The 24,892-nt window shown below is 72.9% G+C and carries 20 protein-coding genes; 6 read left to right on the plus strand and 14 right to left on the minus strand.

What is annotated here, in order from left to right:
- Nucleotides 1-102: 102 nt before the first annotated feature.
- From AB0O82_RS27825 to AB0O82_RS27885, 13 genes are all read right to left on the minus strand, one after another.
- On the minus strand, nucleotides 103-774 hold the full coding sequence (locus AB0O82_RS27825; protein ID WP_363586667.1) for a VOC family protein: 672 nt from the start codon (nucleotides 772-774) through the stop codon (nucleotides 103-105).
- Nucleotides 774-1,877 (minus strand): FAD-dependent oxidoreductase, encoded by a 1,104-nt coding sequence (locus tag AB0O82_RS27830; protein ID WP_363586668.1) that lies wholly within the window; start codon nucleotides 1,875-1,877, stop codon nucleotides 774-776. Before AB0O82_RS27830 ends, AB0O82_RS27825 begins: the two co-directional genes overlap by 1 nt.
- Nucleotides 1,849-2,931 (minus strand): hypothetical protein, encoded by a 1,083-nt coding sequence (locus AB0O82_RS27835; protein ID WP_363586669.1) that lies wholly within the window; start codon nucleotides 2,929-2,931, stop codon nucleotides 1,849-1,851. The genes AB0O82_RS27830 and AB0O82_RS27835 overlap by 29 nt, the downstream gene beginning before the upstream one ends.
- Complete coding sequence (locus tag AB0O82_RS27840; protein ID WP_363586670.1) at nucleotides 2,924-4,189, minus strand: metallopeptidase TldD-related protein; 1,266 nt, start codon at nucleotides 4,187-4,189, stop codon at nucleotides 2,924-2,926. Before AB0O82_RS27840 ends, AB0O82_RS27835 begins: the two co-directional genes overlap by 8 nt.
- Nucleotides 4,186-6,501: a lantibiotic dehydratase gene (locus tag AB0O82_RS27845; RefSeq protein ID WP_363586671.1), complete on the minus strand. Its 2,316-nt coding sequence runs from the start codon at nucleotides 6,499-6,501 to the stop codon at nucleotides 4,186-4,188. The genes AB0O82_RS27840 and AB0O82_RS27845 overlap by 4 nt, the downstream gene beginning before the upstream one ends.
- Nucleotides 6,498-7,979 carry a hypothetical protein gene (locus tag AB0O82_RS27850; protein ID WP_363586672.1) on the minus strand — a complete coding sequence of 494 codons (1,482 nt, stop codon included), beginning with the start codon at nucleotides 7,977-7,979 and terminating at the stop codon, nucleotides 6,498-6,500. Before AB0O82_RS27850 ends, AB0O82_RS27845 begins: the two co-directional genes overlap by 4 nt.
- An 8-nt stretch (nucleotides 7,980-7,987) precedes the next feature.
- On the minus strand, nucleotides 7,988-10,354 hold the full coding sequence (locus AB0O82_RS27855) for a lantibiotic dehydratase (RefSeq protein WP_363586673.1): 2,367 nt from the start codon (nucleotides 10,352-10,354) through the stop codon (nucleotides 7,988-7,990).
- On the minus strand, nucleotides 10,351-12,873 hold the full coding sequence (locus tag AB0O82_RS27860; protein ID WP_363586674.1) for a lantibiotic dehydratase: 2,523 nt from the start codon (nucleotides 12,871-12,873) through the stop codon (nucleotides 10,351-10,353). Before AB0O82_RS27860 ends, AB0O82_RS27855 begins: the two co-directional genes overlap by 4 nt.
- A 4-nt stretch (nucleotides 12,874-12,877) precedes the next feature.
- The gene (locus tag AB0O82_RS27865; protein ID WP_363586675.1) at nucleotides 12,878-14,665 is read right to left on the minus strand and encodes a hypothetical protein; all 1,788 of its coding nucleotides are present in this window, start codon (nucleotides 14,663-14,665) and stop codon (nucleotides 12,878-12,880) included.
- 14 nt (nucleotides 14,666-14,679) lie between these two features.
- The gene (locus AB0O82_RS27870; protein WP_363586676.1) at nucleotides 14,680-14,970 is read right to left on the minus strand and encodes an ammosamide/lymphostin RiPP family protein; all 291 of its coding nucleotides are present in this window, start codon (nucleotides 14,968-14,970) and stop codon (nucleotides 14,680-14,682) included.
- 147 nt (nucleotides 14,971-15,117) lie between these two features.
- On the minus strand, nucleotides 15,118-15,726 hold the full coding sequence (locus AB0O82_RS27875) for an NAD(P)H-dependent oxidoreductase (protein WP_363586716.1): 609 nt from the start codon (nucleotides 15,724-15,726) through the stop codon (nucleotides 15,118-15,120).
- 130 nt (nucleotides 15,727-15,856) lie between these two features.
- Nucleotides 15,857-16,687: a BTAD domain-containing putative transcriptional regulator gene (locus AB0O82_RS27880; RefSeq protein ID WP_363586677.1), complete on the minus strand. Its 831-nt coding sequence runs from the start codon at nucleotides 16,685-16,687 to the stop codon at nucleotides 15,857-15,859.
- A gap of 331 nt (nucleotides 16,688-17,018) precedes the next feature.
- Entirely contained in the window at nucleotides 17,019-17,336 is a 318-nt protein-coding gene (locus AB0O82_RS27885) for a hypothetical protein (protein ID WP_363586678.1), read from the minus strand.
- 646 nt (nucleotides 17,337-17,982) lie between these two features.
- On the opposite strand from AB0O82_RS27885, the gene istA reads away from it, so the two are divergent.
- From istA to AB0O82_RS27905, 4 genes are read left to right on the plus strand one after another with little or no spacing between them, the layout of a single operon-like run.
- Nucleotides 17,983-19,239, plus strand: a complete 1,257-nt coding sequence (istA, locus tag AB0O82_RS27890) for an IS21 family transposase (RefSeq protein WP_363586679.1) — start codon at nucleotides 17,983-17,985, stop codon at nucleotides 19,237-19,239.
- Nucleotides 19,236-19,898 carry an ATP-binding protein gene (locus tag AB0O82_RS27895; RefSeq protein ID WP_363586680.1) on the plus strand — a complete coding sequence of 221 codons (663 nt, stop codon included), beginning with the start codon at nucleotides 19,236-19,238 and terminating at the stop codon, nucleotides 19,896-19,898. The genes istA and AB0O82_RS27895 overlap by 4 nt, the downstream gene beginning before the upstream one ends.
- Nucleotides 19,899-19,956: 58 nt before the next feature.
- Complete coding sequence (locus tag AB0O82_RS27900; protein WP_363586681.1) at nucleotides 19,957-21,165, plus strand: site-specific integrase; 1,209 nt, start codon at nucleotides 19,957-19,959, stop codon at nucleotides 21,163-21,165.
- Entirely contained in the window at nucleotides 21,162-21,383 is a 222-nt protein-coding gene (locus tag AB0O82_RS27905) for a hypothetical protein (RefSeq protein ID WP_363586682.1), read from the plus strand. The genes AB0O82_RS27900 and AB0O82_RS27905 overlap by 4 nt, the downstream gene beginning before the upstream one ends.
- On the opposite strand, the gene AB0O82_RS27910 is transcribed toward AB0O82_RS27905, so the two are convergent.
- Nucleotides 21,367-22,455: an IS110 family transposase gene (locus AB0O82_RS27910; protein WP_363586683.1), complete on the minus strand. Its 1,089-nt coding sequence runs from the start codon at nucleotides 22,453-22,455 to the stop codon at nucleotides 21,367-21,369. The genes AB0O82_RS27905 and AB0O82_RS27910 overlap by 17 nt on opposite strands.
- A 208-nt stretch (nucleotides 22,456-22,663) precedes the next feature.
- Here AB0O82_RS27910 and AB0O82_RS27915 point away from each other — a divergent pair, with 208 nt between their 5' ends.
- Together AB0O82_RS27915 and AB0O82_RS27920 are read left to right on the plus strand one after the other, a co-directional pair.
- Nucleotides 22,664-23,422 carry a tyrosine-type recombinase/integrase gene (locus tag AB0O82_RS27915; protein WP_363586684.1) on the plus strand — a complete coding sequence of 253 codons (759 nt, stop codon included), beginning with the start codon at nucleotides 22,664-22,666 and terminating at the stop codon, nucleotides 23,420-23,422.
- A complete protein-coding gene (locus tag AB0O82_RS27920; protein ID WP_363586685.1) occupies nucleotides 23,419-24,408 on the plus strand; it encodes a tyrosine-type recombinase/integrase in 990 nt (329 codons plus the stop codon). The genes AB0O82_RS27915 and AB0O82_RS27920 overlap by 4 nt, the downstream gene beginning before the upstream one ends.
- Nucleotides 24,409-24,892 lie beyond the last annotated feature (484 nt).

Raw genomic sequence — 24,892 nt, forward strand, 5'->3', positions numbered from 1 at the left:
GCCCCTTGGTCAGTCCCCGGCTCCCGGGGCCTGACGGACCCGGACCGGCTCCAGCGCCTCGGCGATCAGCCGGTGCCCCCGCGGGTGCGGGGCGTGCGGGGGTCACGGAAGCCGCACCACCGTCTCGCCCTCGGCGGTGTCGATGTGCACCGCCGAGATGCGGGGGCCCGCCGCGGGGTCGACGAGGACGTCGAGCGCGGCGAGTCCGGGCCACCGGTCCGCCCAGTCCCGCTCCGGCGCCGGGCCTGTCTCCAGGAGCCGCAGCGACGTCGGGCACACCCGGTGCCCGGCCGCCTCGAGATCGCCCGGCACCCGTGCCGCGCGCGCCTGCGGGTCGCCGTAGCTCAGGAAGAACGGCAGTACCCGGCTGCGCCACGACAGGTCGAACGCCGCCTCCGCCCACGGCACGCTCAGGCCGTCGGCCCGGACCGACTCGCCGCGGAAGAGGTCCGGATCCGCTCCGGTGACCGTCTCCACCTCGCGCGCGGTGGACTCGATGTCGTCGGTCAGTGCCGCCCAGTTGAGGAAGTCCGGCCCGTCCGCGGTCCGTTCCAGGAACAGCCGGCCGAAGTCCTCGCCCGCCAGCCGCCGTTCGTCGTGGGTGACGAGCAGTTCCAGGTACTGCACGTCGGGCGTGTCGAAGGGCACCACCCAGCTCGCCGTGCCGTCCGGGTTGGGACTGCCGTCGGTGATGCCGAACCCGTACTGGTCCCACAGCAGTTCGCGCAGCGGCTCGATGGTCCGCGCGCCGAGGATCACGTGGTCGATGCGCATCAGGAGGCACCGTCCAGGGCGTGCGAGGGGCACATGCTGTACGGCAGGGCCTCCCAGTCGTCGCCGACCAGGCCGGCGGCCATGCCCTTGCCGGTGGCGCGCGCCGAGAGCAGCCCGTGCCCGGCGTGGCCGGCCGACAGGAAGATCCGCTCGTGGCCGGGCAGCGCGCCCGCCAGCGGCCGTCCGGTGCCGGACACCGGGCGCAGTCCGGCACGGAGCTCCACGGGCACCGAGTCCGCGAGCCCCGGCATGACGGTCGTGGCGAACCGCAGCAGGTGCGCGATGCCCTGGGTGGTCACGTGCTCGGCGAACCCCGTGTCCTCCTCCGTCGCACCGACGATCACGTCGTCACCGACCCCGGGCGCGAGGTAGTAGGCGGAGGACAGGATGCAGTTCAGCTCCTCGTCGGTCCGCAGCACCGCCATCTGCCCGCGCTGCGGCCGGACTCCGGTCGCCTCGGCCAGGCCCTTGCCCGAACTCCAGGCACCGGCCGTGATCACCACCCGGTCCGCGCGGAGCGTCCCGTCGGAGGTCACCACCGAGACGGCCGCGCCCTCCTCGCGCACCTCCCGGACCGTGACGCCCTGCCGCCAGTCGACGCCCCGGGCCAGGCACCGGCGCCGTACGGCGTCCAGGTAGCGGCGGCCGTCGATCATCAGCCCGTCCGGGTCGAGGAGGTAGCGCCTGCTGGTCGGCAGCTTGAGCCCGGGCGCGGCCTGCGCGAGGGCGCCGCCCTCCACCCAGTCGCCGACGCCGAGCCCGCTCAGCACGTCGCCGTGGGCCTCCACGTCCGTCTCGCGCAGGGCGCGCAGGATGGGCCTGGCCACGCTGAACGCGCCGTACTCCGGCTCCAGCCGGGCGACGTCGGCGTCCAGGTCCCGCTTGGCGGTCCGCAGCCAGTCGTAGAACTCCCGGTCGGTGAGGTAGCGCAGCGAGGGAACCGCCACCCCCGCCGCGCGGTTGGTCGCGTGCCCGGGTTCGGCACCGGAGTCGAGCACCCGGACCGACGCCCCGCTGTCGCTCAACTCCTCGGCGAGGCAGGCGCCGACGATCCCTCCGCCGATGAGCGTGAAGTCAGGGGGTGATGACGGTGACGACGGCATGTCCTGCACCTTCCATTTCGGCCGCGCCGGCGAGTACCAGCGAGCGGGTGGTCACGTCGCTGTCGCTGTGGACAGCCATGGGCGGGCCGGCCAGGCCGCGGGCCTGGCGCAGCAGGTGGACGGGCTTGCCCCGTAGGGCGAGGCGGAACCAGCCGCCGGGCCGGTCCGCGACCCTGGCCAGGCACTGGAGCCGGACGGTGCCGTCGCCGTGGTAACGCTGGAGGCCCTCCACGCACCAGACGAGTTCCACCGCGTCCGGGGGCACCTCGGCCCGGGGCCCGCCGAGTTCGAGCCGGGCCAGCGGCGGCGGGCCGAACCCGCCGGTGTCGTGGTCCCACACGGCCCGGCCGAGCGCGATGCCCTCGGCGAGCGGGGGCGGCGGGCAGATCCGGCCGCCGTCGACCAGGACGGTGGCCGCCGCCGGGTCGCCCCGGTCGTCCAGCCCCGACTCGGGCGGCGCCGACGGCAGATCGGTCAGGGTCAGCTGCGGCAGTATGCGCCGCCCCGCCAGCCGGGCAGCGGTCGCGCGACCCCCGCGCGAGGTCAGCGAGAAGGCCGCACCGGCCACCAGCACCGCCGCCGCGGAGGGCCGCAGCAGCAGTGGCCGCTCGCGCCAGTCGTCCGGCGGGTCGGCCGGCACGAACGGCTCCGAGAGCGCCCCGAGTTCGCCCCAGGGCAGCGCCTCCACGAGCCCGGCCGGATCCCCCTGGCCGCTGGTGCCGAGCAGCACCGGACCGCCGGGGGTCTCGACGCGGGCCAGCAGCTCGGCCCGCCTCGACACCGGCAGGCCGTCGCCGTCACGCCACTCGTGGACCTGCGCCACCGCGCTCTGGAGTCCGGCGACGGCCGACGCCGTCCGTTCGGCCGCCTCGGTGAGCAGCAGCCCGGTCTCCTTGCCCGCGTCCTGGTCCGGCGACCCGGCGACCCGGCGGGAGCCGGTGACCCGGCCCTTCGCGTCCCGTTCGAGGCGCAGGGTGTCGAGCGAGACGGTCAGCCGCGCCGCGCCGCGGGTGGGCGTGACGATTCCGGAGGCACGTGTCCTGGTCTCAGCCACGGGCCACCGCCCGCAGCCCGACGAGTCCGGCCGGCAGCCGGAATCCGGCGTTGGCGAACGACACCGGCACCGGGTACTGCCCCAGCTTCCCGCAGCCTCCGGTGGCCCGCAGGTAGGCGGCGACCCGGTGCTCGTAGGGCCGCAGGCCCGCGAGCACCCGCGCTCCGTCACCGGTCACCGTCAGCGGGCCCAGCCGGGCGGTGCTGCCGTCGGCGCGGTGCAGCAGGGAGAACGGGGCGTGGAAGACGAAGGCGCCCGAGGCGATGTTCATCATGTCCAGCCGCAGCCCGTACGGGGCGATCCAGTCGCCCGAGGGCGGCTCCGGCTCGGCCGCGGGCTCGATCAGGGCCACGGTGTGGGTCATCCGGGGGATCGCCGGATGCCGGTAGCTCTGTTTGCGCCCGTGGCCCGTGCCGGGGCCGCCGCCGAGCAGGGCGGCGAGCGCCCGGTCGGTCATCGGCCGCCCCACCGTGCCCCGGTCGATCAGCCGCAGGGCGCGGCACGGGGTGCCCTCGTCGTCGAACGGACTGCGGTAGCCCGGCCCGTCGTGCGCACCGCCGTCGACCACCGACAGCCACGCGGGTGCGACCCGCCGCCCGGCGCGTGCCCCGAGGTAGCTCGTTCCGGACGCGACCACGTCGGCTTCCATCGGGTGCCCGACGATCTCGTGGAAGAACGCCCCGGCGAGACCGGGCAGCAGCACGAGGTCGGCGCCGTCCGGGAGTTCGGTGGCGAGCGGCAGTGCGAGGCGTTCGCGCACCGCGTCGGCCGTCCGCACGGCCGCGTCCCTCAGCCCGTCCGGGGCGGAGCCCGCGGGGGCGCACAGCAGCGACCGGGAGTGGACGGTGCCGTCGTCGCCGGTCAGCCTGGTCTCCAGGGTCGTGACGATCCGCTCCGTGGTGGCGACGCGGTCCGCGCTGCCGGCGGCGACGTGCTGCTGGGCCACACCCAGGGTCAGCTCCGCGCCGGTCTCGGCGGCGATCCCGGCGAGCTCGGCGCGCAGCTCGGGGGTCAGTTCGAACAGCGGCCGTTCCTGCACCTCGCGCAGCGCGTCGGCGGCCTCCGGGCCCGCTCCGGCGGCGCCCGAGGCCAGCAGGTCGTCGCCGTCGGCGAAGCGGTGCTCGGTGACGCCCCGGTCGAGGTGCCGTTCGACGCTCATTCCGCGCACCGAGGTCCGCTCGGTGGAGCCGGCGCCGTCCGGGAGCACGTCGGCCCGCATCCGCAGCGAGTGCTCGGCGAAGAGCGTGGTGTGCGTCATCGCGTGCTGCTCCCGTCGCTGTTCCTGCTGCCGCTGCTGCCGATGATCTGCATCCGCAGCTCGCTGGTGTAGCGCCGGCCCTCGCCGTCGCGCAGCCACAGCTCGTCCGGCCCCGGCGCCATCCGCTCCACGCCCAACTGCTCGGCGCCGCGCGCCACATGGCTGACCAGGTCGGCCGCGAGCGGTGAGGCCAGGTCGATCAGGTACGGCTTGCGCTCATGGGCGCTGCGGCAGAAGACGAACCGCGTTCCGGTCTCCCGGGCCAGCCTGCGCAGCGCGAGGAACCGCGCTTCGGGTTCCGGTGCCGCGAGCGCCGCGGTGGGCACCTGCCACCGGGACCGCTGCAGGACGACCGACCCCAGGGCCACTTCGGGCTGCGCGTCCTCGGTGGTGAAGGTGGGGTGGAGCACCTGCGGATGCGAGAGGGCGGCGATCGGGGCGTACTTGACGAAGTCGCTCAGCGGGACGTACGCGCTGACCGCCTTGCCGTCCGGATCGTGCAGGGTGACGTCGTGCGGCCCGATGCGGACAGTGAGGTCCTCCGGCTTCAGCAGCTCCGGCTGATCGTGGTCGGTCCAGGTCAGCGGGCGCATCGCGACCTCACGGCCGGGGAAGCGGTAGTAGCCCTTGTTGCGGCGCCCGAAGTCGAGGCCGACGACCGCGCCGTCCTGCGCCGCCGTCCAGGCGGCGGCGTCCGCGCCGAGCCGGTCCGGATCCGGGTGCATCGTGCCCAGCCAACTGCGCACCAGCAGGTGGTGGTGGGCGCGGGAGAGGACGAGCGGGGCGGCGGCGCCGAGCCCGGAGGCGTCCGGCGCCGCGGGGCACAGGTCGATGACCGCGTACCGGTCGCCGTCCAGCGCCCCGGCCTCCTCGGTCAGCCGCTCGACCTCGGCCCGCCAGTCGGCGCCGGGGTAGACGGGTGCGTGGGCTGCCTGGAAGGTGCTGGTCGAGTCGGACCGGCTCGCGGCCGCTCGGGTCGCGTACGTGAGGAGGTCCAACTCCGTGGCCGCCGGTGGCCCGGATCCGTCGCGGCCTTCGGCGCCCGCCCCTCCCGCGGTGCCGTCCGTGAAGGCGTCGCGCACCGCGGCCGCCGCCGCGCGCTGGGCGGCTTGCCCGTGCGCGGCACACACCTCCATCACGGGGGCGAGCTGCCGCTCCCAGTCGCCGACCAGCCCGGCTCCGAGGGTCAGCGCGAAGGGCGACGCGCACTCCTCGAAGAACACGGCGCGGTCGGCGTACGCCGCACCAGCGCCCCGCCTGGCCGGCCTGCCCGTGAACTTGGTGAACCGCTCCTCCAGGGCGGCGACGGCGGCCGCCTTGCGCTCCAGCGGCACCTCCGCCAACTCGCCGATGAGGGAGGAGAGTTCGGCTGTCCGGTCGAGCCACAGCTCGCGGGCCGGCGAGGCGGGCAGCGCGGAGAGCTGGTCCCGCAGGGTCGCGAGGGGCTCCAGGTCGTAGTCGCCGCCGCCGAGGCCGATGGTGACGGCCTCCTCGGCCACCAGCCGCATCAGCGTCCTGGCCACGTCGCGGGCCGGCTGCCCGGCGGCGCGCACCACGTCGCGGAACACCGTTCCGTCCGGGGCCACGAGCGGCAGCAGCGGCTCCCGCGCCGCGTCACCACGTCCGGTGGAGTGGAACGCGAGATGCGGAAGGATCTTGGGGTCCCGGGCGATCGCCGTGGCCAGCGCACGCGCCGCCCAGTGCGAGAAGAACACCCGGCGGACGCGGGGCACGTCGTCGCGCAGTACGGCGCCCTCACCCTCGCCCACCGTGCCGTACGCCATGGGCCCGAAGAAGCTCACCGTCTCGTTCTTCGCGCAGAACCGCTGCACGTACGTGAACATCTGCCGGCGCACCCGGCGCCAGCGCGAGGTCAGCGGACCTTCGTACGCCAGCAGCGGGAGCAGCATGTTGCGGTACGCGTCCGGGTTGGACAGGAACACGGCCTCGGAGACCCCCGGATCCGCCAGCAGGTCCCGCAGCCGCTTGCCGGCCTCGTCGTCGGCCTGCCGGCAGGCGAGCGCGTAGCGTTCCCAGGCGTCGGCCCAGGCGCTCACCGCCCGGCTCCACTGCGCCCCGCCGGACGCCGGCAGCTGCCGCGCCCGTCCGCGCAGCACGTCGGAGCGCAGCGACTCGGCGCGGGGCCCGCTGAACTGCGCCTCCACCAGCTCCAGGACGGTCCGCTCGCGGTCGAGCAGCTCGTCCGCGAGTTCCAGCAGGGAGTGGGGCGCGCCCAGCTCCTCCAGCCAGTCGAACGGCATTCCCGCATGGCGCAGGATGAACTCCCGCCCGATGCGCCACTGTCGGCTCACTGGCTCCTCCGCATCACACCGGCCTGGACCAGCCGGTCGGTCAGTTTCCTTCGGGCACCGTCGCTGATCCGGTCCAGGACGGCGGTGTCGCCGGACGAGAGCCGCTCCACGACCGGCGTCAGCTTCGGATGCAGCCGGAACGCGCTGCCCGTCCGCAGGTTCACCACGAACGAACCCGGGCCCTGGCCGTCCGGGCCGGGCCCCTCCCCGGCCACGACGGCGGCCGACGGCTCCCACACCGCGGTCCCGTCCGGTGCGGCGAGCACGCAGCAGGCGAACCGGCCGGGGAACAGATCGGCCACGGCACCGAGTTCGGCGTTGAGTGCGCCGATCGCCGCGGCGCGCGCCGCTTCGTCGAGCGTCCCGGGCCCGCTGAACCGGTCCCAGCGGGGCAGATCGTGCCCCGGGGCCGGGTGCCGGATCAGCGGCACGCCGTCCCAGGCCTGCGGTGCCGCACCGCCACCGGCCGTCGGCAGTCGGAACGGGCTGAGCCCCGCGAGCCGGGGTCCCGGCCCGGACAGCAGGCTCCGCGCCGCGGCGCCGGTCTCCTCGGCACCCACCCCGGGCGCCCCGACGAGCAGTTCGACCCGGAGCAGGGCCCCGTCCACCGCGTCCGCAGCGTCCAGGACGGCCCGCAGATCGGTACGGCTGCCGTCCGCCCCCGTCACCTCGGCCCAGGACGCCAGCCGTGCCACGGTCAGCGCCGCGCCCCGGCACTCGCGCCACGCCCCGGCGGGCAGCGCCGCCGCCTCGTCCGGGGTCAGCCAGCCCGCCCAGGGGGCGCCGGCCTGCCAGTCGGCCGCGCGGCGGACCCAGCGGACCGGCGTGTCGTCCCCCGACCACTCCTTGCCCAGCCGCCAGGCCGGAGCCCAGTCGTCGAAGCCCGCCGCCGCCGAGAACGGGGCGAGCGCGCGCAGCGCCTCCCGGTGCGCGGTGGCGAAACGCCCGCACAGCACGACCCTTCCGGGGCCGAGCGCCTCCAGGAGCACCGCGGCCGCAGGGAGTTGCTGGTCGGTCTCGATCACCAGGTGCACCCGCCCGTCCGGGGCCGCCGCGCGCGTCCACCGCGCCTCGGGCCCCAGCAACTCGGTCCGCTGCGCGGCCAGCACCACATCGGCGCCGCACTCGGTGGTGCCGTCGACGAGTTCCACGTCGTCCGCGGCCAGCCGCAGGGCCGGATCGGCCTCGCCCGCCAGCCGCAGCGCCATGCCCATGGCGCGCAGCCGGCCCGCGCCATGGCTGCCCCGCGCGGTGACCAGCGCGGTGACCCGTGCGGCGGCCCGCGCGAACAGCGCCCTGGTCCGGTCCTCCGCGGGGTCGCTCCCGCCGCGCCTGCCGAGGGCGTAGTCGTCGGCCAGCGCGGCGAGTGCCCCGGTGCCCGCGAGGCGTGCGACGAAGTGCGCGTTCACGTCGATCAGTTCGTCGTCCGGCCCGAGTTCCGGTTCCAGACTCGGATCGAACAGGGGAGGGAGCACCACCCGGCGCGTCACCGCTCACCACCGCCCCGCAGATACACACAGCGCAGCTCGGAGGCGAAGCGCAACTCCCCGTCCCGCAGCCAGGCGTCCTCGGGTGCGGGCAGCGTCTCGGACAGCAGGAGCTGTTCCGCCGTGCCCGCCAGCCGGGCCATGCCCTTGAGGAGTTCGGGGCTCGCGGTGTCCACGTACACCGGTTTGCGTTCGGCCGGTGACTTCGCGAAGAAGCGGTCGGGCAGGCCCCGTTCCCGGAGCAGCCGGGCCGAGGCGAGCAGCCGCTCGGCCTCCTGCCGGCTGCCGTGCGCCTCCAGCAGCGCCGCGCTCGGCAGCGCCCAGCGGCGCCGCGAGAACACCACGTTGCCCCAGCGCAGCCGCGGCACGTGCGGCAGGTCCGGCAGCACCGGGCGGCGGATCCGGGGCAGTGCCAGCGCGGTGTGCACGGCGGTGTCGAGCTCGCCGTTGTGGAACAGCAGGCTCCGGCCGGGGTGGGTTTCGCCGCGCAGGACGACCCGTTCGCCGTCGCTCTCCAGCCACAGCTGGTCCAGGCCGATCCGCTCCCGGTCCGCGCCGGCCCTGCCGCCCAGTTCGAGCACCACACCGGGGAACTCCAGCGGCGGCAGCCCGGTCGTACGACGGGAGATCACGTTGACGGCCAGCTGGTCGCCCAGGGCCCTGCGCACCCCGGCGTCCCGCTCGGCGAGCAGCGCCGCGGCGTCCGGATGGAACTGCAGCGCCCACGGGGTGAGCAGCGCCGCGTCGTGGATGTCGCCGAGCACGAGCGGGGTCACCCCCGGCTCGTACCCGGCCAGGTCGGGCGCCGCGATCAGGACGTCGATGGAGCACAGCACCGGGGCGGCAGGCGGTGGCGGTGCGGCGAGCAGCCCCGCCACGTCGAGTTCGGCCCGGTCCGCGCCTTCGGCCTCGACCACCCGGCTCAGCTCGGCGCCGAGCTCTCCACCCGGCTCGATGGCGAGGTCCGCGCACTCCCGCAGCGCCCGCAGCAGCGGGATCCTTCCCGCTCCGAGCCGGGCCGCGACCGCCCGGTTGGTGCGTACGCGGGTCGCCTCGGCCTCGTGGGCGAGCAGGTCGAGCACCGGCGCGACGGCGTCGCACATGTCGCGGGCCAGCGGTCCACGGACCTCCAGCCCGGCCGTGCCGACGGCGGCCTCGTGGATGATGACCCGGTCGTTGTAGAAGCGTCCGCGTTCCGCCGAGCGGTCGGTGACGGGCAGCAGCGACTCCAGTTCGGCCTGGACGGTCAGTTTCCGCTCGGGCGGCGCCGACGGGTAGCCGTCGAGCAGTTCGAGCACCTTCACCAGCAGGGCCCGCACCCCGGCCGCGCGGGCGGCCGTCTCGGTGTCCGAGGCGTCGATGCGCTCCAGGGTCCAGCGCAGCGGGTCGACCACGGTCGCCGGCGGACACAGGGTGTGCGTCAGCGTCCCCTTCGCCACGGCGGCCGCGAACGCCTCCACCGCCTCCAGGGCACCGGCGCCGCACCCGGACGCGATCCCGGCCACCGTCCGTACGCCGTCGGCCTCCCGCAGCAGCGCCGCGCCGACGCCCGTACCGCGGGGCGGCCCCGTCATCGTCTTGCGCACCGGTGCCAGCCGCTCGGCCAGCGCCGGGTCGCCCAGCAGCAGGTCCTGCACGGCGTCGTTGACCCGGGCCGCGGTGTGCGCCTGGCGGACCCGGATCGCCGTGTGGCCCTCCCAGTCCAGCGCCGTGGCGGCGTCGGAGCCAGGGCTGAGCCTGCCGTAGTTGATGGGCCCGAAGAAGCTCATCGTCTCGCTCTTGGACGCCAGCCGCTGTGCGTAGGAGGCGAGTTGGCGCCGGATCCGGCCGCCGGTCGCACCCCGTGCGAGATCGCGGTGGACGGCGGGCGATGAGCAGACGATGGCGTCGTTGACCCGCGGATCGGTGCGGACGGCGGCGAGCGCCTCGTCGACCGCCGCCGTGTCGGCCTCGACGGTGGCGGCGAGCCGCTCCCGCACCGCGCTCACCCGCTCCGCCGCGGCGTTCCACTCGGCCAGCCAGTCGGCGGGCAGGTTGTCCGACGCGGGCAGCGGCCGCAGACCGCGCAACTTCGCCTGCTGGCCCCGGGACAGCCGCCCCGCCGGGTGCAGCCGTGACGCCACGTCGCCCGACCGGGCCTCCAGGGCGAACAGCTCCTCGATGAGCAGACGGGTCCGTTCGCAGGCCAGTCGCTCGACCATCTGCCAGGGGAACCCGGCGCTGCGCAGGACGACCGTGGGCAGCAGCTCCCAGCCGTGCCGCCGCGGCGCCGGCGCCGACTCCTGCGGCGACAGGTCGGATCGGTCGGACAGGTCGGATCGGTCGGACCGGTGGGATCGGTCGGATCGGTGGGATCGGTGGGTCATGACGATGCCCTCTTCATGGCGATCCGGAACTCCGAGGTCACGGGGGCCCCGCCGTGGCGCAGCCACAGCGCGTCCGGCGCAGGCCTCATCTCGGCCAGCGACACCGTCGCGCTGTCACCGGCCAGCACCATCGCCACCAGGGCGTCGACGGCCAGCGGACTGTCCAGGTCGATTCCGACCGGTTTCGGCTCGTGCGCGAGGGAGGCGAAGCAGAACCGGGGCACTCCGTGCCGGGCCCGCAGCGACTGGACGGCGAGGAAGGCGGCGGCGGGGTCGCGCGCCGCGTCGACCCCGAGGTCGGCCCGGTCGAACCACCAGCGCGCCCGCTGCACGAGCAGGTCCCCGACCACGATCCTCGGCGCGAAGTCCCCGATCCGCACCAGCGGCAGCCCCACTCCGGGTGCGGCGAAGGCCCGCAGGTGCACGTGGTCGTCCTCGCCGGCGTACAGGGTCAGTTCCCCGTCCGGGGTGCGCAGCCGGGGCGTGCCGTCCACCAGGACGACGCTCAGATCGGTCAGCGGCACGGTCCGCTCCCGGTCGTCGGTGGCCACCGAGGTGATCTCGATGAAGCGGCCCGGGAACCAGTCGGCCACCAGGCCCTTGTGGCGCCTGCGGCGGATCACCGTGGCCAGCCGCTCGGGGCCGCCCCACGGTTCGAGACCCGCCGCGAAGTCGCCCAGCATCCGGTCCTGTTCGTCGCTGAACAGCCCCTGTGAACCCCAGGCGAAGACGTACGGGTGCAGCTCGCCCAGCACCAGCAGTCCGCCGCCGTCCTCCCGGCTCTCCAGCATCAGGTCAGGGCTGACGAAACGGGGCCGGCCGGGCTCGGGCGCGAACCCCGCGAGCTCGGCGGGGGAGAGCCGGGCCTCCTGGCCCCGCACGGCGGATTCCACCAGTGCCGCGTAGTCCCGCTTGAACCCGATCAGTGGCCCGGCGAGCCGGTCCAGACCGCCCGCCTCGACCGAGGCGCGCATCCGGCGGATCAGCTCGTCGTACGGCATGGCGCCGCCGCCCGCCTCGCGCAGGATCCCCGCGCACAGCTCGGCCGCCGCGTGCTGCTGGAGCTCGCCGTAGCGGGCGGCCACGTCCAGCACCGGGCTGAGCTCGGACTCCCAGCGCCCGGCCACGTCGCCACCGACCACCACCGGGCTCTGGTCGCCCTTGGCGTCCAGGGACACCACCAGCCGGTCCGCGTACATCCGGCCGCCGGCGCGACGTGCGTCGACTTCGGTGAGCCGGGTGAAGCACTCCTCGACGCGCTCCAGCGCGGCCGCCCGGGCGCGGTGGCCGTCGGCCGCCGCGTAGGCGTCGCCCAGGTCGCGCAGTTCCCGCAGCCGCACCGGCCAGGCGGTGCCCTCCGCGTAGCGGTCGGCCCAGGAGACCAGCCAGTCCAGCGGCCGCGCCGCCGTGGACGGCGGCTCGGGCCAGAGCCGGACGGCCCCGGCCTGCCGCAGCCGGTCCAGGACCCGGCGCGTCTCCGCGAGGTCGAGCCCCGCCAGCGCCGCCAGTTCGACGGGGGAACGCCGCCCGTCGACGGCCTCGGCGAGCTGCCACCGCACCCCGGACAGGGTGATCCGGCGGCCGTCGGCGGACTGGATCGTCCCCGACGCCGTCCCCGGCACCTCGCCCGACCCCGGTGTCCCGCCCGGTGTCCCGCTCGGTGTCCTGCCCGGTGTCCTGCCCGGTGTCCTGCGGCAGGACGGCATCCAGGCCACGGGCGGGCGGTCCCGCACCTGCGGGTCCGTACCGATGAGCTTGGCCAGCTCGCACACCGCCCAGAACGCGGTCTGCGCCTCCAGGACGTGGTAGCCGCAGGCCGTCTCGGGGCCGAGGACGGTGCCCTGGGCCCCACGGTCGACCCGGCCGTGCACCAGCGGACCGAAGAAGCTGGTCGTCTCGTTCTTCGCGCCGAGCCGCTGGCCGTACAGGTAGACCCGGCGGTAGAAGGACCGGTCCTTGGCGCGGTTGCGGCCCGTCGCGCTGTCCTGCTGCTGCCAGCCGTCGACCCAGCGCACCGCCTCGGTGTGGAAGGACGGCGACAGCTGGAGCAGGGCGTCGCACACCCGCTCGTCGCGGAGCAGGTCGCGGACCCGCTCCGGCCGCCGCAGCACCTCCTCACCCAGCGCGGCGGTCAGCCGCTCGCCCGCCTGCTGCTGAGCGGAGTGCGCCGCGCGGTAGCCGTCGACCGCCGATGCCACGTCGCCGCCGCGCGGGTCGGGCTCCACCGGCAGCCGGCGGCCCACCCGGCCGCGCAGCTTCGACAGTTCGCGCAGTCCGGCCCGGTCCCGCTCGCGGTCGGCGCCGGTGACGGACTTGGCGATCGCCTCCTGGAGCCGGGCGCGGCTCCGCTCGAACCGCGCCACCACCTCCCGGTACTCCGCGGCCGCGGCACCCGCCGGTCCGTCACCGAGAGCGGTCAGCAGGCCGATGCCGAAGCCCGCCCGCCGCAGCAGCAGCCGATCGTAGAGCTGCCACCTGGCCCGCTGTCCCGTCTCCCCCTGGGTCGCATGGTCGGTCATGGCCTCAGTCCTGAAAGTTGATCAGGTCGAACGGGCGGTTGAGCTTGGTCCGCGGCTTGGGCAGCAGCCCTTGCAGGTCACCGCCGTCGGCGACGGCCTTGGCGAGGGCGTCCGCCGCACCGGGACGGGTGAGGCTCAGCGGCGCCATGGCCGCCACCGACCCGGCCGCGGCCACGGAGCCGGTCGTCATCACCCGACCCGCCTGGGCCAGCGCGATGCGGTACGGGTCGCCCAGCAGCCGCGCCGCGGACTCGGCACGCTCGTACTGCTCGGCGCCCGTCCTCGCGTCACCGCCGGAGGCGTGCAGCATGCCCAGTTCGAGACGCACCTCGGTCTCGTGGAAGCGGTCACCGAGCTCGGCCGCGTTCTCCAGCGTGGTGTCCAGGTCCGCCAGGGCGGCGTCCCGCTCGCCGACGAGCAGCCGCAGCCCGGCGCTGCGGTACGCGTGGTGCTTGCGGAAGCCCGCGTTCGACGAGCCGGCGGCCTGCTTGAACTTCTCCCAGGTCGCCAGGGCCGAGGCGTGCTTGCCCGCCTTCTCCTGGAGCACGCTGATGTTCGAGTACAGGTTGATCCGCAGATGCGCGGCACTGGCGTCGGTCAGACCCGCCATGCAGGCCAGCGCCTGCTTCTCGTGCTCGAAGGCCGCCCCGAGGCGCCGCTCCGCGAACAGGGTCAGCCCGCGCAGGTTGTGCAGCCAGCCGCGCTCGCGGCGTACGCTCTCGGCCTCGCCCGGACGTTCCCCGACGACCTCGAAGCCCTGCTCCACCTCGGCGACGGCCTCCGCCAGCCGGTTCTTGCGCTTGGACAGGGTGAGCGCGGAGTACAGGTGCGACTGGGCACGCAGCTCCGGGGAGAGGCCGGCGGCGTCCTCCCGGATGGCCCGGAAGCAGGCGAGGGCCGTGTCCTGGTCCCCGCGGAAGCCCGCCTGGATGCCGAGCACCTTGAGCAGGAAACCGCGTACGTCGGCGGTGCCGCGCAGGATCGCCGTCTCGAACTCGATGGCGTGGACGAGCTCCTCCTCGCGCTCCGCCTCGGCGAGCAGCCCGGGTATGCCCGACTCGGGGATGCCGGCGAGCAGCCCGATCGCCTCGTCGGCGACGACCGCCATGCCCTCCCAGTTCGTGGAGAAGAACGCCCGGCGGCAGTAGGCCAGCGCGGCGGCCACCCGGTCCACGGCGGAGCCCTCGGAGTCCCTTGCCCGCAGGAAGAGTTCGCCCTCCTCGGACACCGGCTCGAATCCGGCGTCGGGAGCCGTACCCAGGTCCACGGCCAGGTCGCCCTCGGTGACCCGCAGCCCCATGCGGCGCAGACAGCGCACCCGCTCCCCGCGGTAGTCGGCGTACCGGCCGACCGGCTCGCGCACGGACGTCGGTGCGTCCAGCAGCAGTTCGGCGCCCTCGACGAGCTGCGCGTGCTCGAAGGCCCGCATGAAACCGCGCAGCGAGGACAGGTCGGTGCCGCCCATCCCGCTGAGCAGCAGGGGCCTGCCCAACTGCGCGGTGCCCGTGCAGAGGGCGGTCGCGGCCACCGTCAGCACGCGGTAGACCTGCTCGCTCTCCCGGTGCAGCCGCCGCTCGGAGGGCGCGAGCGCGATCTCCTCCAGCGGCGCGGTGCCGGGCGCGGTCTCGGCGGGAAAGAGCTCCGCCCATTCGGACGGGTGCCCGGCCGCGAGGCCGGTGAAGTCGGCGCCCTCGGCACGCAGGGCGTCGATGCCCGCCCGCAGCCCCGTGTACGAGGCGGCCGGGCCGGTGTTCACGTCGACCAGGACGGAGTCGGTGGATACGCGGCTCACCTCGGCCGCCCGCGTCACCATCGCGAGGGCTCGGTGGTGGCGAGGGCGAGCGGCGCGATCTTGTTCTCGACCTCGTCGAGGTCGAAGTCGACGTCGTCCAGCTCGTCCAGCGCGTCCAGTTCGGTGCCCTCGGCGGATTCCGTCCCGGCGGTCTCCGCCTGGGGGGTTTCCGCCTGGGGGGTTTCCGTCCCGGCGGTTTCCACCTCGGGGGCCTGCACCTCGGGGGCTTCCGCTTCGAGGGCGAGAGCCTCGGCGGTCTCCTCCGGCTCTGTGGACTTCGCGGTGGACTTCGCGGTGTCTTCCATGGCGCGCTCCATTCGGAATCACGGTCGGACGTGGGAATGCGGATGCGAAGGATCCGGTGTCAGGGCAGCCGGAACCAAAGGGGTGGGCGGGGATCGTGACGGCGGACGTACGGGGGCGGCAGCGGTCGGAGGTAGGCCCCCGGACGCTCAGCCGGCCGGCGTGCGCATCCGGGCGAACTCGACCACTTGCCGTCCGACGGTGGCCAGTTGCGCGGTGAGATGCGGGTCGCCGGTGCTGCCGCCGGCGCTGTCGTCGGACGCCAGGGTGACGCTCTCCGTGTTGATGGCCACGCCCAGGGGAGTGGGCCAGCCCCTCAGGGCGTGCACGACGGAGCGCAGCCCCGCCAGCGTCGAAGCAGCCTGCGTCCCGCGTGCGGTGACGACACAGCCGACGGCGCGGCCGTGCAGATAGGGACGCGCGTCCTCACGCAGGTCCTCCAGGTAGTCGAGGGCGTTCTTCACCAGACCGGAAACGCCCCCGTGGTACGCGGGCGTGCCGATCACCAGGCCGTCGGCGAGGGCGACGGCCTCGACCAGCCGCCGGGCCGCCGGGGTGCGCAGTGACTCCCCCGGGGCGTAGAGCGGCAGTTGAAGTTCCTCGGCACCCAGCAGCAGGGTCCGGGCCCCCGCCGCCGCGGAGGCCGCGAGTACCGCCCGGACCGCCCGTTCCGTCGAGGAACCGGAGCGCACGGTGCCCCCGATGCCGACGATCAGGGGCCCGGCATCGGCTGGGGCACCAACACCGGGATTCTCCACCGAAAGAACGGAACCCTGGTTCGTCTCCAGCACGGTTACACCAATCTCCTTGACCGGTCGCGGTTTTCGGAGTCTAGACAGGGCGGTTATGCGCTGGTTATGCGCTGGTTATGCGTGGGTTATGCATTGGTTATGCATTGGTTACGCCTGGGCCGGAGGTCTGGTCCGCAGTGCGGGCGGGCGCGTCCTGGGTGCGCAGAACCCGGTCCAGGAGCCGCTGGGTGTCAGGGCTGACATCGATGTCCAGACCGTCCGACATCCGGGCCCGGCACAGCTTGTACCAGGACCTGGCCTGCGCTAACTGGCCCAGATCGCCGTGCACTTGGATCAGGGTCCGGTAGACGTCCTCCTGGTACGGGTCGATGTCCAGCGCGCGGCGGCACATGTCGATGACCTTCGGCAGCTCGCCCCGGTCCAGTGCCTCCTGGAGGAGGAAGTCCGCCGCTCCCAGCGCGAGGGACCGCACCCAGTCCCGCTGCTCCCTGGCCCAGTCGGCGGTCTCACCGGGCAGGAAGTCCCCGGTGTGGAGATCCAGCGCGCTGCGGTAGTACTCCGCGGCCGCGCGCGGATCACTTCGGGCCGCCGCCCGGTGCCCTTCGTTGCACAGCCGCTCCAGTTCCTCGAAGTCCAGCCAGGCGTCGTGGAGTTTGAGGGAGTACCCGTACTCGCTGCAGACGATCTCCGCGGCCGGCTGCTCCTCCGCGGCCTGCTGCCCGCTGAGTATCTGGTGCACCGCGTGCTTGGCGACCTTGAGGGAACTGGAGCCCGCCGACCGGGTGCGGTCGGGCCACAGCGCGGCGTGCAGTTCGTCGCGGTCGACCGTGCGGCCCCGGTTGATGAGGAGGTAAAGGAACAGTGTGCGCGCTTTGCCGGCCCGCCAGCGTCTGACCGGGAGTCCCCCCAAGTCCAGTGAAAAGCCGCCGAGGCAGCGTACGACGGCAAGCGTGGAAATCTCGGTCATGTTGGAAACCCTCCTTCTTCGTGGGGGTAACAGGATGCGAACACACTGGCGCGGTCGGTCGGGACAGGCCTGTGGGGGAGGCAACCCGGTCGACCGGTGGTACGACCGGGGTGAGGGCCGGTCGCCTTATCTGTGTTGACGTACGGGAACGTCGTGGCCGTTCGGAGAATGCCGGTCCGACGGACGGCGGGAAGCGGAGTCTCCGGTTCGACTCAGGGAATCGGCGGACGGCTTCCGGGGCCGGTTCACGGCCCTTCACGCGCGCGGGTCGGCCCGATCGGCCTGGCGTCGGTGCTCCGCCTCGGCTGCGACGCGACGGGAAGCCCTCGTCTCACCGGAAGGCGCTGATGGTGTACTCGCTCATGGTGAGGTGTCGCGGCGATTCGGACACGCCCTCACGCGATTCGGCCGGTTTTCCGCGAACTTCGGCGCTCTTTCCGACCTCGTCGATCGGCGGCTTCACGAAGTCGATTCCGAGAAGGCGCCGCCGGCCGCCGAACCCGGGTCTGTGTACGCACGATCGGCGCGCTGATTCCGCCGACACGTCCCACCCCATGGCGGCGGCGGAGGCCCGGGCCGGTGTGACGAGCGAGAGCCCGGCGGTCGCCGGAGCGGCGGCGACCAGGGCTCCAAGTAGCGTGCGCGGCATGATGTACGTTCTCCAGAGTTGCCTGCCGGGCACCGTCCGGCCGCCCGAGTCAGGAAGATCAGGAATGACTCTGGCTCCTGGCAATAAACAAGCAATGAACAGCAGATACGGCCCCGGCACCCGCCCGTTTCGACTCGCCGGGTGAACGAACTACACCACCCCGAAGCCCGAATCAAACCCGCCCGCCGTTCGCCCCCGCACGATCACACGCCACGAGCGACCACCCGCCAACTCCAGCCCCACACCCGCACCTACCGCCCCGTCCGCCTACGGCGGCGCGTCCTGCCCGGGGAATGCCGCATGCCTCGCCCCCGTCACACCGGTTGGGCCATCCCCGCGATCGCGGGGCCTACAAGAAGCTCGCTCCCCACCCCGACCCGCGCCGGGGATCATCCCCGCACGCGCGGGGCCGATTTCAGATCCTTGTCGGCAGCTCGGCTGCTGTTGGGAGGTGGCCGCGGTGTGCGGCGTGCTGCACACCGCGGCCACCTTCAGAGCGGTCAAACGGTCTTGCTCGTAGGTCAGTTGTTCACGTGTCGGCGACGGGTGAAAGCTGACCGCTGAACGGCGGATCAACGGTGACCCACCTCGCGATCGTCTGATCATCCTGATCTTCATTGAGGGTCAGGAGGAGAGGGTGATTTCCGTGGAGGACTGGGCTGAGATCCGCCGGCTGCACCGGGCCGAGCACATGTCGATCCGGGGGATCGCCCGGCACCTGGGTATCTCGAAGAACACGGTGAAACGGGCCCTGTCCACCGACCGGCCGCCGGTCTACCAGCGGCCGCTGAAGGGCTCGGCGATGGACGCCGTGGAACCCGCGATCCGCGAGTTGCTCAAGCAGACCCCGACGATGCCCGCCACCGTGATCGCCGAGCGCATCGGCTGGGAGCGCGGGATGACCATCCTCAAGGAGCGCGTGCGCGAACTGCGTCCCGCCTATCTTCCGGTCGACCCGGTCTCGCGGACCGTCTACCAGCCCGGTGAGCTCGCCCAGTGCGACCTGTGGTTCCCGCCGGTCGACATCCCGCTCGGCTACGGCCAGTCGGGCCGCCCACCGGTGCTCGTGATCGTCTCCGGCTACTCGCGCGTGATCACCGCCCGGATGCTGCCCTCGCGAACCACCGGCGATCTCATCGACGGCCACTGGCGCCTGCTCTCCACTTGGGGAGCCGTCCCCAAGACGCTGGTCTGGGACAACGAAACCGGCGTGGGCAAGGGCAGGCTGACCAGCGAGTTCGCCGCGTTCGCCGGCCTGCTCGCCACCCGGGTGCACCTCTGCCGGCCCCGTGACCCGGAAGCGAAGGGCCTGGTCGAGCGGGCCAACGGCTACCTGGAGACCAGCTTCGTGCCGGGCCGCACCTTCACCGGCCCGGGCGACTTCAACCGCCAGCTCACGGCCTGGCTGCAGATCGCCAACCGGCGTCATCACCGCTCGATCGATGCCCGCCCCGCGGACCGGTGGGAGGCGGACCGCACCGCGATGCTCACCATCCCGCCGGTCGACCCGCCGCACTGGTGGCCGCTTCGCGTCCGTATCGGCCGCGATCACTACATCCGCGTCGACACCAACGACTACTCCGTCCACCCTCGCGCGATCGGCCGGACGGTGATGGTCCACGCCGACAACGAGGAGATCACCGTCACCTGCGGCGACGAGACCGTGGCCCGCCATGCGCGCTGCTGGGCCAGACACCAGAGCCTGACCGATCCCGACCACGCCGCCGCAGCGGACCTCATGCGCGGCGAGGTGATCCACCAGCAGGCCGCCCGCGCGGCCACTGCCCGGGCCGCGGTGCTGGCCCCGGACAGCCTCGGCATCGAGGTCGAGCAACGCGAACTGGGCACCTATGACCGTATGTTCACCCTCATCGAGGGCGGCGCCGGGAAGGAGGACACATGATGGCCCGCACCGCTGCCCAACCCTCGAACACCGACACGGCGAAAGCAGGCGTTCCCGCCGCCCGCACCACCCGGCAGACCATCGCCGACCTGACCTTCCTCGCCCGCTCGATGAAGGCACCCGCGTTGCTGGACGCCGCCGAGCGGCTCGCCGAACGCGCGCAGGCCGAGTCCTGGAGCCACCTCGAATACCTCGTCGCCTGTCTGCAGCGCGAGGTCTCGGCCCGCGACAGTCACGGCGGCGAGGGCCGCATCCGCGCCGCCCGTTTCCCCGCGATCAAGACCATCGAGGAACTCGACCTCGCCCATCTGCGCGGGATGACGCGCCAGCAGCTCGCTCACCTGGGAACACTGGATTTCATCGCGGCGAAGGAGAACGCGATTTTCCTGGGGCCGCCCGGCACGGGCAAGACCCACATCGCGACCGGGCTGGCGATCCGGGCCTGCCAGGCCGGCCACCGGGTCGCGTTCGCCACCGCCGCCCAGTGGGTCGACCGCCTGGCCGCCGCCCACCACGCTGGCCGGCTCCAGGACGAACTGGTCAAGCTCGGCCGCTACCCGCTGATCGTGATCGACCTATGCCGAGACCGCGACTATGCCGAAGCTGTGTGCGCTGTTCCGCTCTTTCGTGGGGTTTCTGCTGTTCATGGCTCTGCATAGTTTCCGTGCCGGGAAGCCTCGTGAGCGAGGGGCAGGGTGCTCCCGCGAGGGGGTGGCGATGCCGTTCGGGAGTACGCGTCGGAAGGCGGGTGTCCTGACCGCGCAGGTCGAGGGCTACCAGGCTTGGCTGGCGGAGCGCGGGTACACGACCTTGACCGCCAGGAACATGCTCAAGGATCTGGGGCAGGTCGGTCTGTGGCTTTCGGGGCAGGGCCTCGATGTTGCCGATCTGGACGAGGGGCGACTGAACCAGCACCTTGCCGACCTGCGGAAGTCGGGTCGTCGCCGGGTGGCCGGGCCGCGCGGCATGGTCCCGATGCTGACGTTCCTGCGTGAGGCCGGGGTGGTGCCCGCGCCACAGGTGCCACCGTCGCCGGCGGAGGTTCTGCTGGAGCGCTACCGGTGCTGGATGGAAACCGAGCGTGGCCTGTCGGCGTCGACGATGCTGCGCTACGGGAACACTGCCCGGTGCTTCCTGGCCGAACAGGCGGTGACCGACGGCCAGTTCACGCCGGACAGCCTGACCGGGGCGGACCTGAACGCGTTCCTGCTGCGGGAGTGCGCCAGGGTCTCGGCGGGCTCGGCGAAGGGACGGGTGGCCGAACTGCGCTCGCTGATGCGGTTCCTTCACCTGCAAGGCGTCACCCCGATGAAGCTCGGCGGCGCGGTGCCTCCAGTGGGCGGCTGGCGCTTCGCCTCCGTGCCACCGACAATGGCAGCCGGCGACGTTCAGCGACTGCTGGACCATACTCCCCGCCAAGGGACGGTCGGCCTCCGCGACTACGCGATCCTGATGCTGGTGGCCAGGCTCGGACTGCGCTCGATCGAGGTGGCCCGGCTGCTGCTGGACGACATCGACTGGCGCTGCGGCGAGATCGTCGTCCGCGGCAAGGGACGCCGTGAGGACCGGCTCCCGCTCCCGGCCGACGTCGGCGAGGCCCTGGTCGCATACTTGACCGGCCCAGGACCTCGCCTGGATGCCCGCCATGTCTTCCTGACCTGCAAGGCTCCGCACGGTCCGATCCGGGCGGACCTGGTGGGCGACGTCGTGGAACGAGCGTGCCGGCGGGCCGGCACTCTCAAGGTCGGGCCGCACCGACTGCGTCATGCCCTGGCCGCCGACATGCTCCGCCACGGCGCCGGGCTCACGGCGATCGGACAGGTGCTCCGGCATCAGGACCTGGCCACGACCGCGCTCTACGCGAAGGTCGACTTCATCGCACTACGCGCGGTCGCACAGCCCTGGCCCGGGACGGAGGCGGCATGACCGATCTTCGCCAAGCGGTCGACGACTACCTGCGGCTTCGCCGTTCGCTGGGGCACCAGATGGCCGAAGCGGCCTATCTGCTGCCGGACTTCGTGAGTTTCATGGACGACCGCGGCGAACAGACCGTGACCGTCGCCGCCGCGCTGGACTGGATGCGGACCCGCGAGCCCGAGGTGATCACGACGGATGCTCTTATGGATGTCAAGCAGCGGTGGTGAGCTTGTCGGGGGTCAGGGGTGCTTGCTCTGCCGTGGTGATCACGCGGTAGATCTCGCGGGCGATGTATCGCTTGAGGCAGCGCATGATCTCCTTCTTCGACAGGCCGTCGGCAGTGCGGCGGGCCATGTAGTCCTTGGTGCGCTGGTCCCAGCGCAGGCGGCAGATCACGATCTGGTAGAGCGCGGAGTTGGCTCCTCGGTCGCCGCCCCGGTTGAGGCGGTGCCGGTGGGTGCGGCCGGAGGAGGCCGGTAGCGGGGCAGCGCCGCAGAGCATGGCGAAGGCGGCCTCCGAGCGCAGGCGTTCGGGGTTCTCGCCGGCGGTGACCAGCAGTTGCCCGGCGACGTCCGCACCGACGCCGTTCAGGGCGAGCAGGGCGGGGGCGATCTCGGCTACGAGCGGGGCGATGATGTCGTCGAGCTCATCGACCTCCTCACTGAGCCGCTGGTAGCGGCGGGACAGGGTCCGCAGCGCCAGCCTGGCCGCGACGACCGGCTCGCCGGCCTGCCTCCGGTCCGGCCGGGAGGCCGCACAGGTGGTGATCAGCTGTCGGTCGCCCAGGTCCCGCAGGAGGGAACGCAGTTCCTCCGGGGCAGTGATGATCAGGGTCTTCATCTGCCTCACCACGTCGGAGCGTTGACGTATCGCGCTGCGGCGAGCGACGCGCAGACTCCGCAAGGCCTCCACCCGGCCGTCACGGCGCTTGGGCGTGCCGGTGCGGCGCCCGGCGAGTGCGGCGCGGGCCACCGCTTCGGCATCGACCGGGTCGGACTTGCCCTGCCACCGGCGGGCCTTGCGGTCCGGCCGGTCGATCTCGACCACGCTCACGTCCTGCTCGCGCAGGTGTCGGGCCGGCCCGGCCCCGTAGGCGCCGGTGCCCTCCACCCCGACCAGCACCAGGGTGCCGAACGAGCGGAGCCAGGCCAGGAGCTTGCGGTATCCGGCCGCGGTGGCCTCGAACTGCTCGGCGCCCAAGGGCCGTCCGGCCGAGTCGATGGCCGCTGCGGTGTGGGTGTCCTTGTGCGTGTCGACGCCGCCCGTGATCTCACGGGCCTGCTGTGCGATGGTGGACATCGCCGTCCTCTCCATTGACCGGTCAGGGCGGCAGCCACCGGCCCGGCGGGCGGACAGGACAGTGATGGGGCCTCTGGCCAGGCTCTTATGAAGTCACGCAAGCCGGGCCGGTGGATGCACACGAGCGACTCCCGGACGGGGCCGACAGATCCGGTTGAGGACCCGAGGTCAGTCAGCCCTTGGGTCAGACCCCGCCCGGAAGGCGCTCGTGAACATCATCACTGTCAGCCCTCGACGGATTACCACCGTCCGCGGGTTCGCCCGCTACCTGAGCGGCATTGACCCGGCGACCGAGGTGCCGCCACTGGGACTGGTGCCCTACAATCGGCGCCGGGGGCAGATCTTCCTCTACTCCGACGCCGACATCGCAGCGATCATGACGGCGGCCAAAGAGACGATCCCGCAGCCGCTGCGGGCGGCCACCTATCACACGCTGATCGGGCTGCTGGCCGCGTCCGGCCTGCGCATTGGCGAGGCAATCAAGCTGGACCGCAACGACATCGACTGGACCGAGGGTGTGCTGCACATCCGCGAGTCCAAGTTCGGCAAGTCCAGACTGATCCCGCTGCAGGACAGCACCACGGACGCACTGCGCGAGTACGACAGGCTGCGCGAAGACCTGATGCCCAGGGTCAAGGACCCCGCGTTCTTCATCTCCCTCACCGCGAAGCGGCTGATCTACGCCTGCGTGCATCCGGTGTTCCGGGACCTGGTCGACACCGCCGGCGTCGGCCTCGACGCCCCGCACAGACCTCGGCTGCACGAGCTGCGACACACCTTCGCCGTTCGAACTCTCCTGCACTGGTATCGCACCGAGAGCAATATCCAGGCGAAGATCCCGTCACTGTCGACCTATCTGGGACACCGCGAACCAGCCTGCACCTACTGGTACCTGTCGGCCGCCCCGGAACTGCTCGCCCTGGCCGCCGCCCGCCGCGACGGAGTCCGGAAGGCGGCCCGCCCATGACCCTGATCGCACCCACCTTGCAGGCATTCTTCACCGAACGCCTCGCCCGCCAGCGCCAGGCCAGCCCCCGCACCATCGCCGCCTACCGCGACGCGCTCCGCCTCCTGATCGGCTTCGTCCGCCAGCGGACCGGGACCGCTCCAGCGAAGTTGGACTGGAACGACCTGAACGCGGACGTGATCTCCGCGTTCCTCAACCATCTGGAGGACGAGCGCGGCAACAGTACCCGAACCCGCAACGTCCGCCTGACCGCGATCCGCTCCCTGTTCTCCTACGCCGCCCTGCAGCATCCCGAACACGCCCTGCTCATCCAGCGGGTCCTGGACATCCCACCGAAGCGGTTCGACAAGAGGACCGTCACGTTCCTGACCGCCAGCGAGGTCGACGCGCTGCTGGCGGCACCGGATCCGAAACGGTGGGAAGGACGACGGGACAAGGCCAGGCTGGCCCTGGCCGTCCAGACCGGCCTGCGCGTCTCCGAACTCACCAGCCTGAACTGCGACGACATCACCCTGGGCGAGGGCGCCGCCGTCCGCTGCGAGGGCAAGGGACGCAAACAACGCACGGTTCCCCTCGACCGTCCCGTCCAGAATCTGCTGGGTGCCTGGCTGAACGAGCGCGCCGGACGCCGCAGCGACCCCCTGTTCTGCACCCGCGCCGGACGGCGCCTCAGCCGCGACGCCGTCGCCCAACGCCTGAGCATCCACACCAAGACCGCGGCACGAGCCTGCCCGTCCCTGCTGGACAAGAGCATCCACCCGCACGTCCTGCGGCACAGTTGCGCAATGTCGCTGCTGCAGGCCGGCGTCGACACCACGGTCATCGCGCTCTGGCTCGGCCACGCCGGCGTTCGCTCCACTGACGCCTACGTCCACGCCGACATGACCATCAAGGAACAGGCGCTGGCCCTCACCGCACCGGTCACCGCCCGGCCGGGCCGCTACCGGCCCACCGACAAGGTCCTCGCGTTCCTCGACCGCCTGTGACACCGATCAGCTGCACCCCAGGATGAAAGCCCGACGCCCGCTGTCAGTCCTCCCACGGCCACCGGCTGAAGTGCCACCATCGACCGCGCGGTGAAACGGTGTGTCTCAAGGCCGGATGATCGAGAATTCTGCTGTCCAAACGTCCGACGATACGGGCGAGCTCGCGCGCGGACTTCGAAGGCAAGGCATGCATGACGATCTCCAGGAGCTCCCGCCACTCGTCCGGCTCCGGCGGACAGCAGGACGGTACACCACATCCCGTGCGAACGTCAGGCGAACGCTGCCGTGGAGTATGCGCCAGCTCACTCCACGCAGCCAGAGCCTTGCCCACGTCACCGGGCGCGAAGCGACTTCGCTCCAAGCGGATGATCTCGGCCTGCGCCGAGCCAGAAACCTGACCGACCTTCGAATATCGCCCACGCTCAACCGGGAAGCTTCGGCGGTCCGAGCGCAGGTCCGAAGGACGCCTACGCGGCATGGTCCT

Origin of the sequence: Kitasatospora sp. NPDC088264, assembly GCF_040685715.1 — a bacterium.
In the GTDB taxonomy this organism is placed as follows: domain Bacteria; phylum Actinomycetota; class Actinomycetes; order Streptomycetales; family Streptomycetaceae; genus Kitasatospora.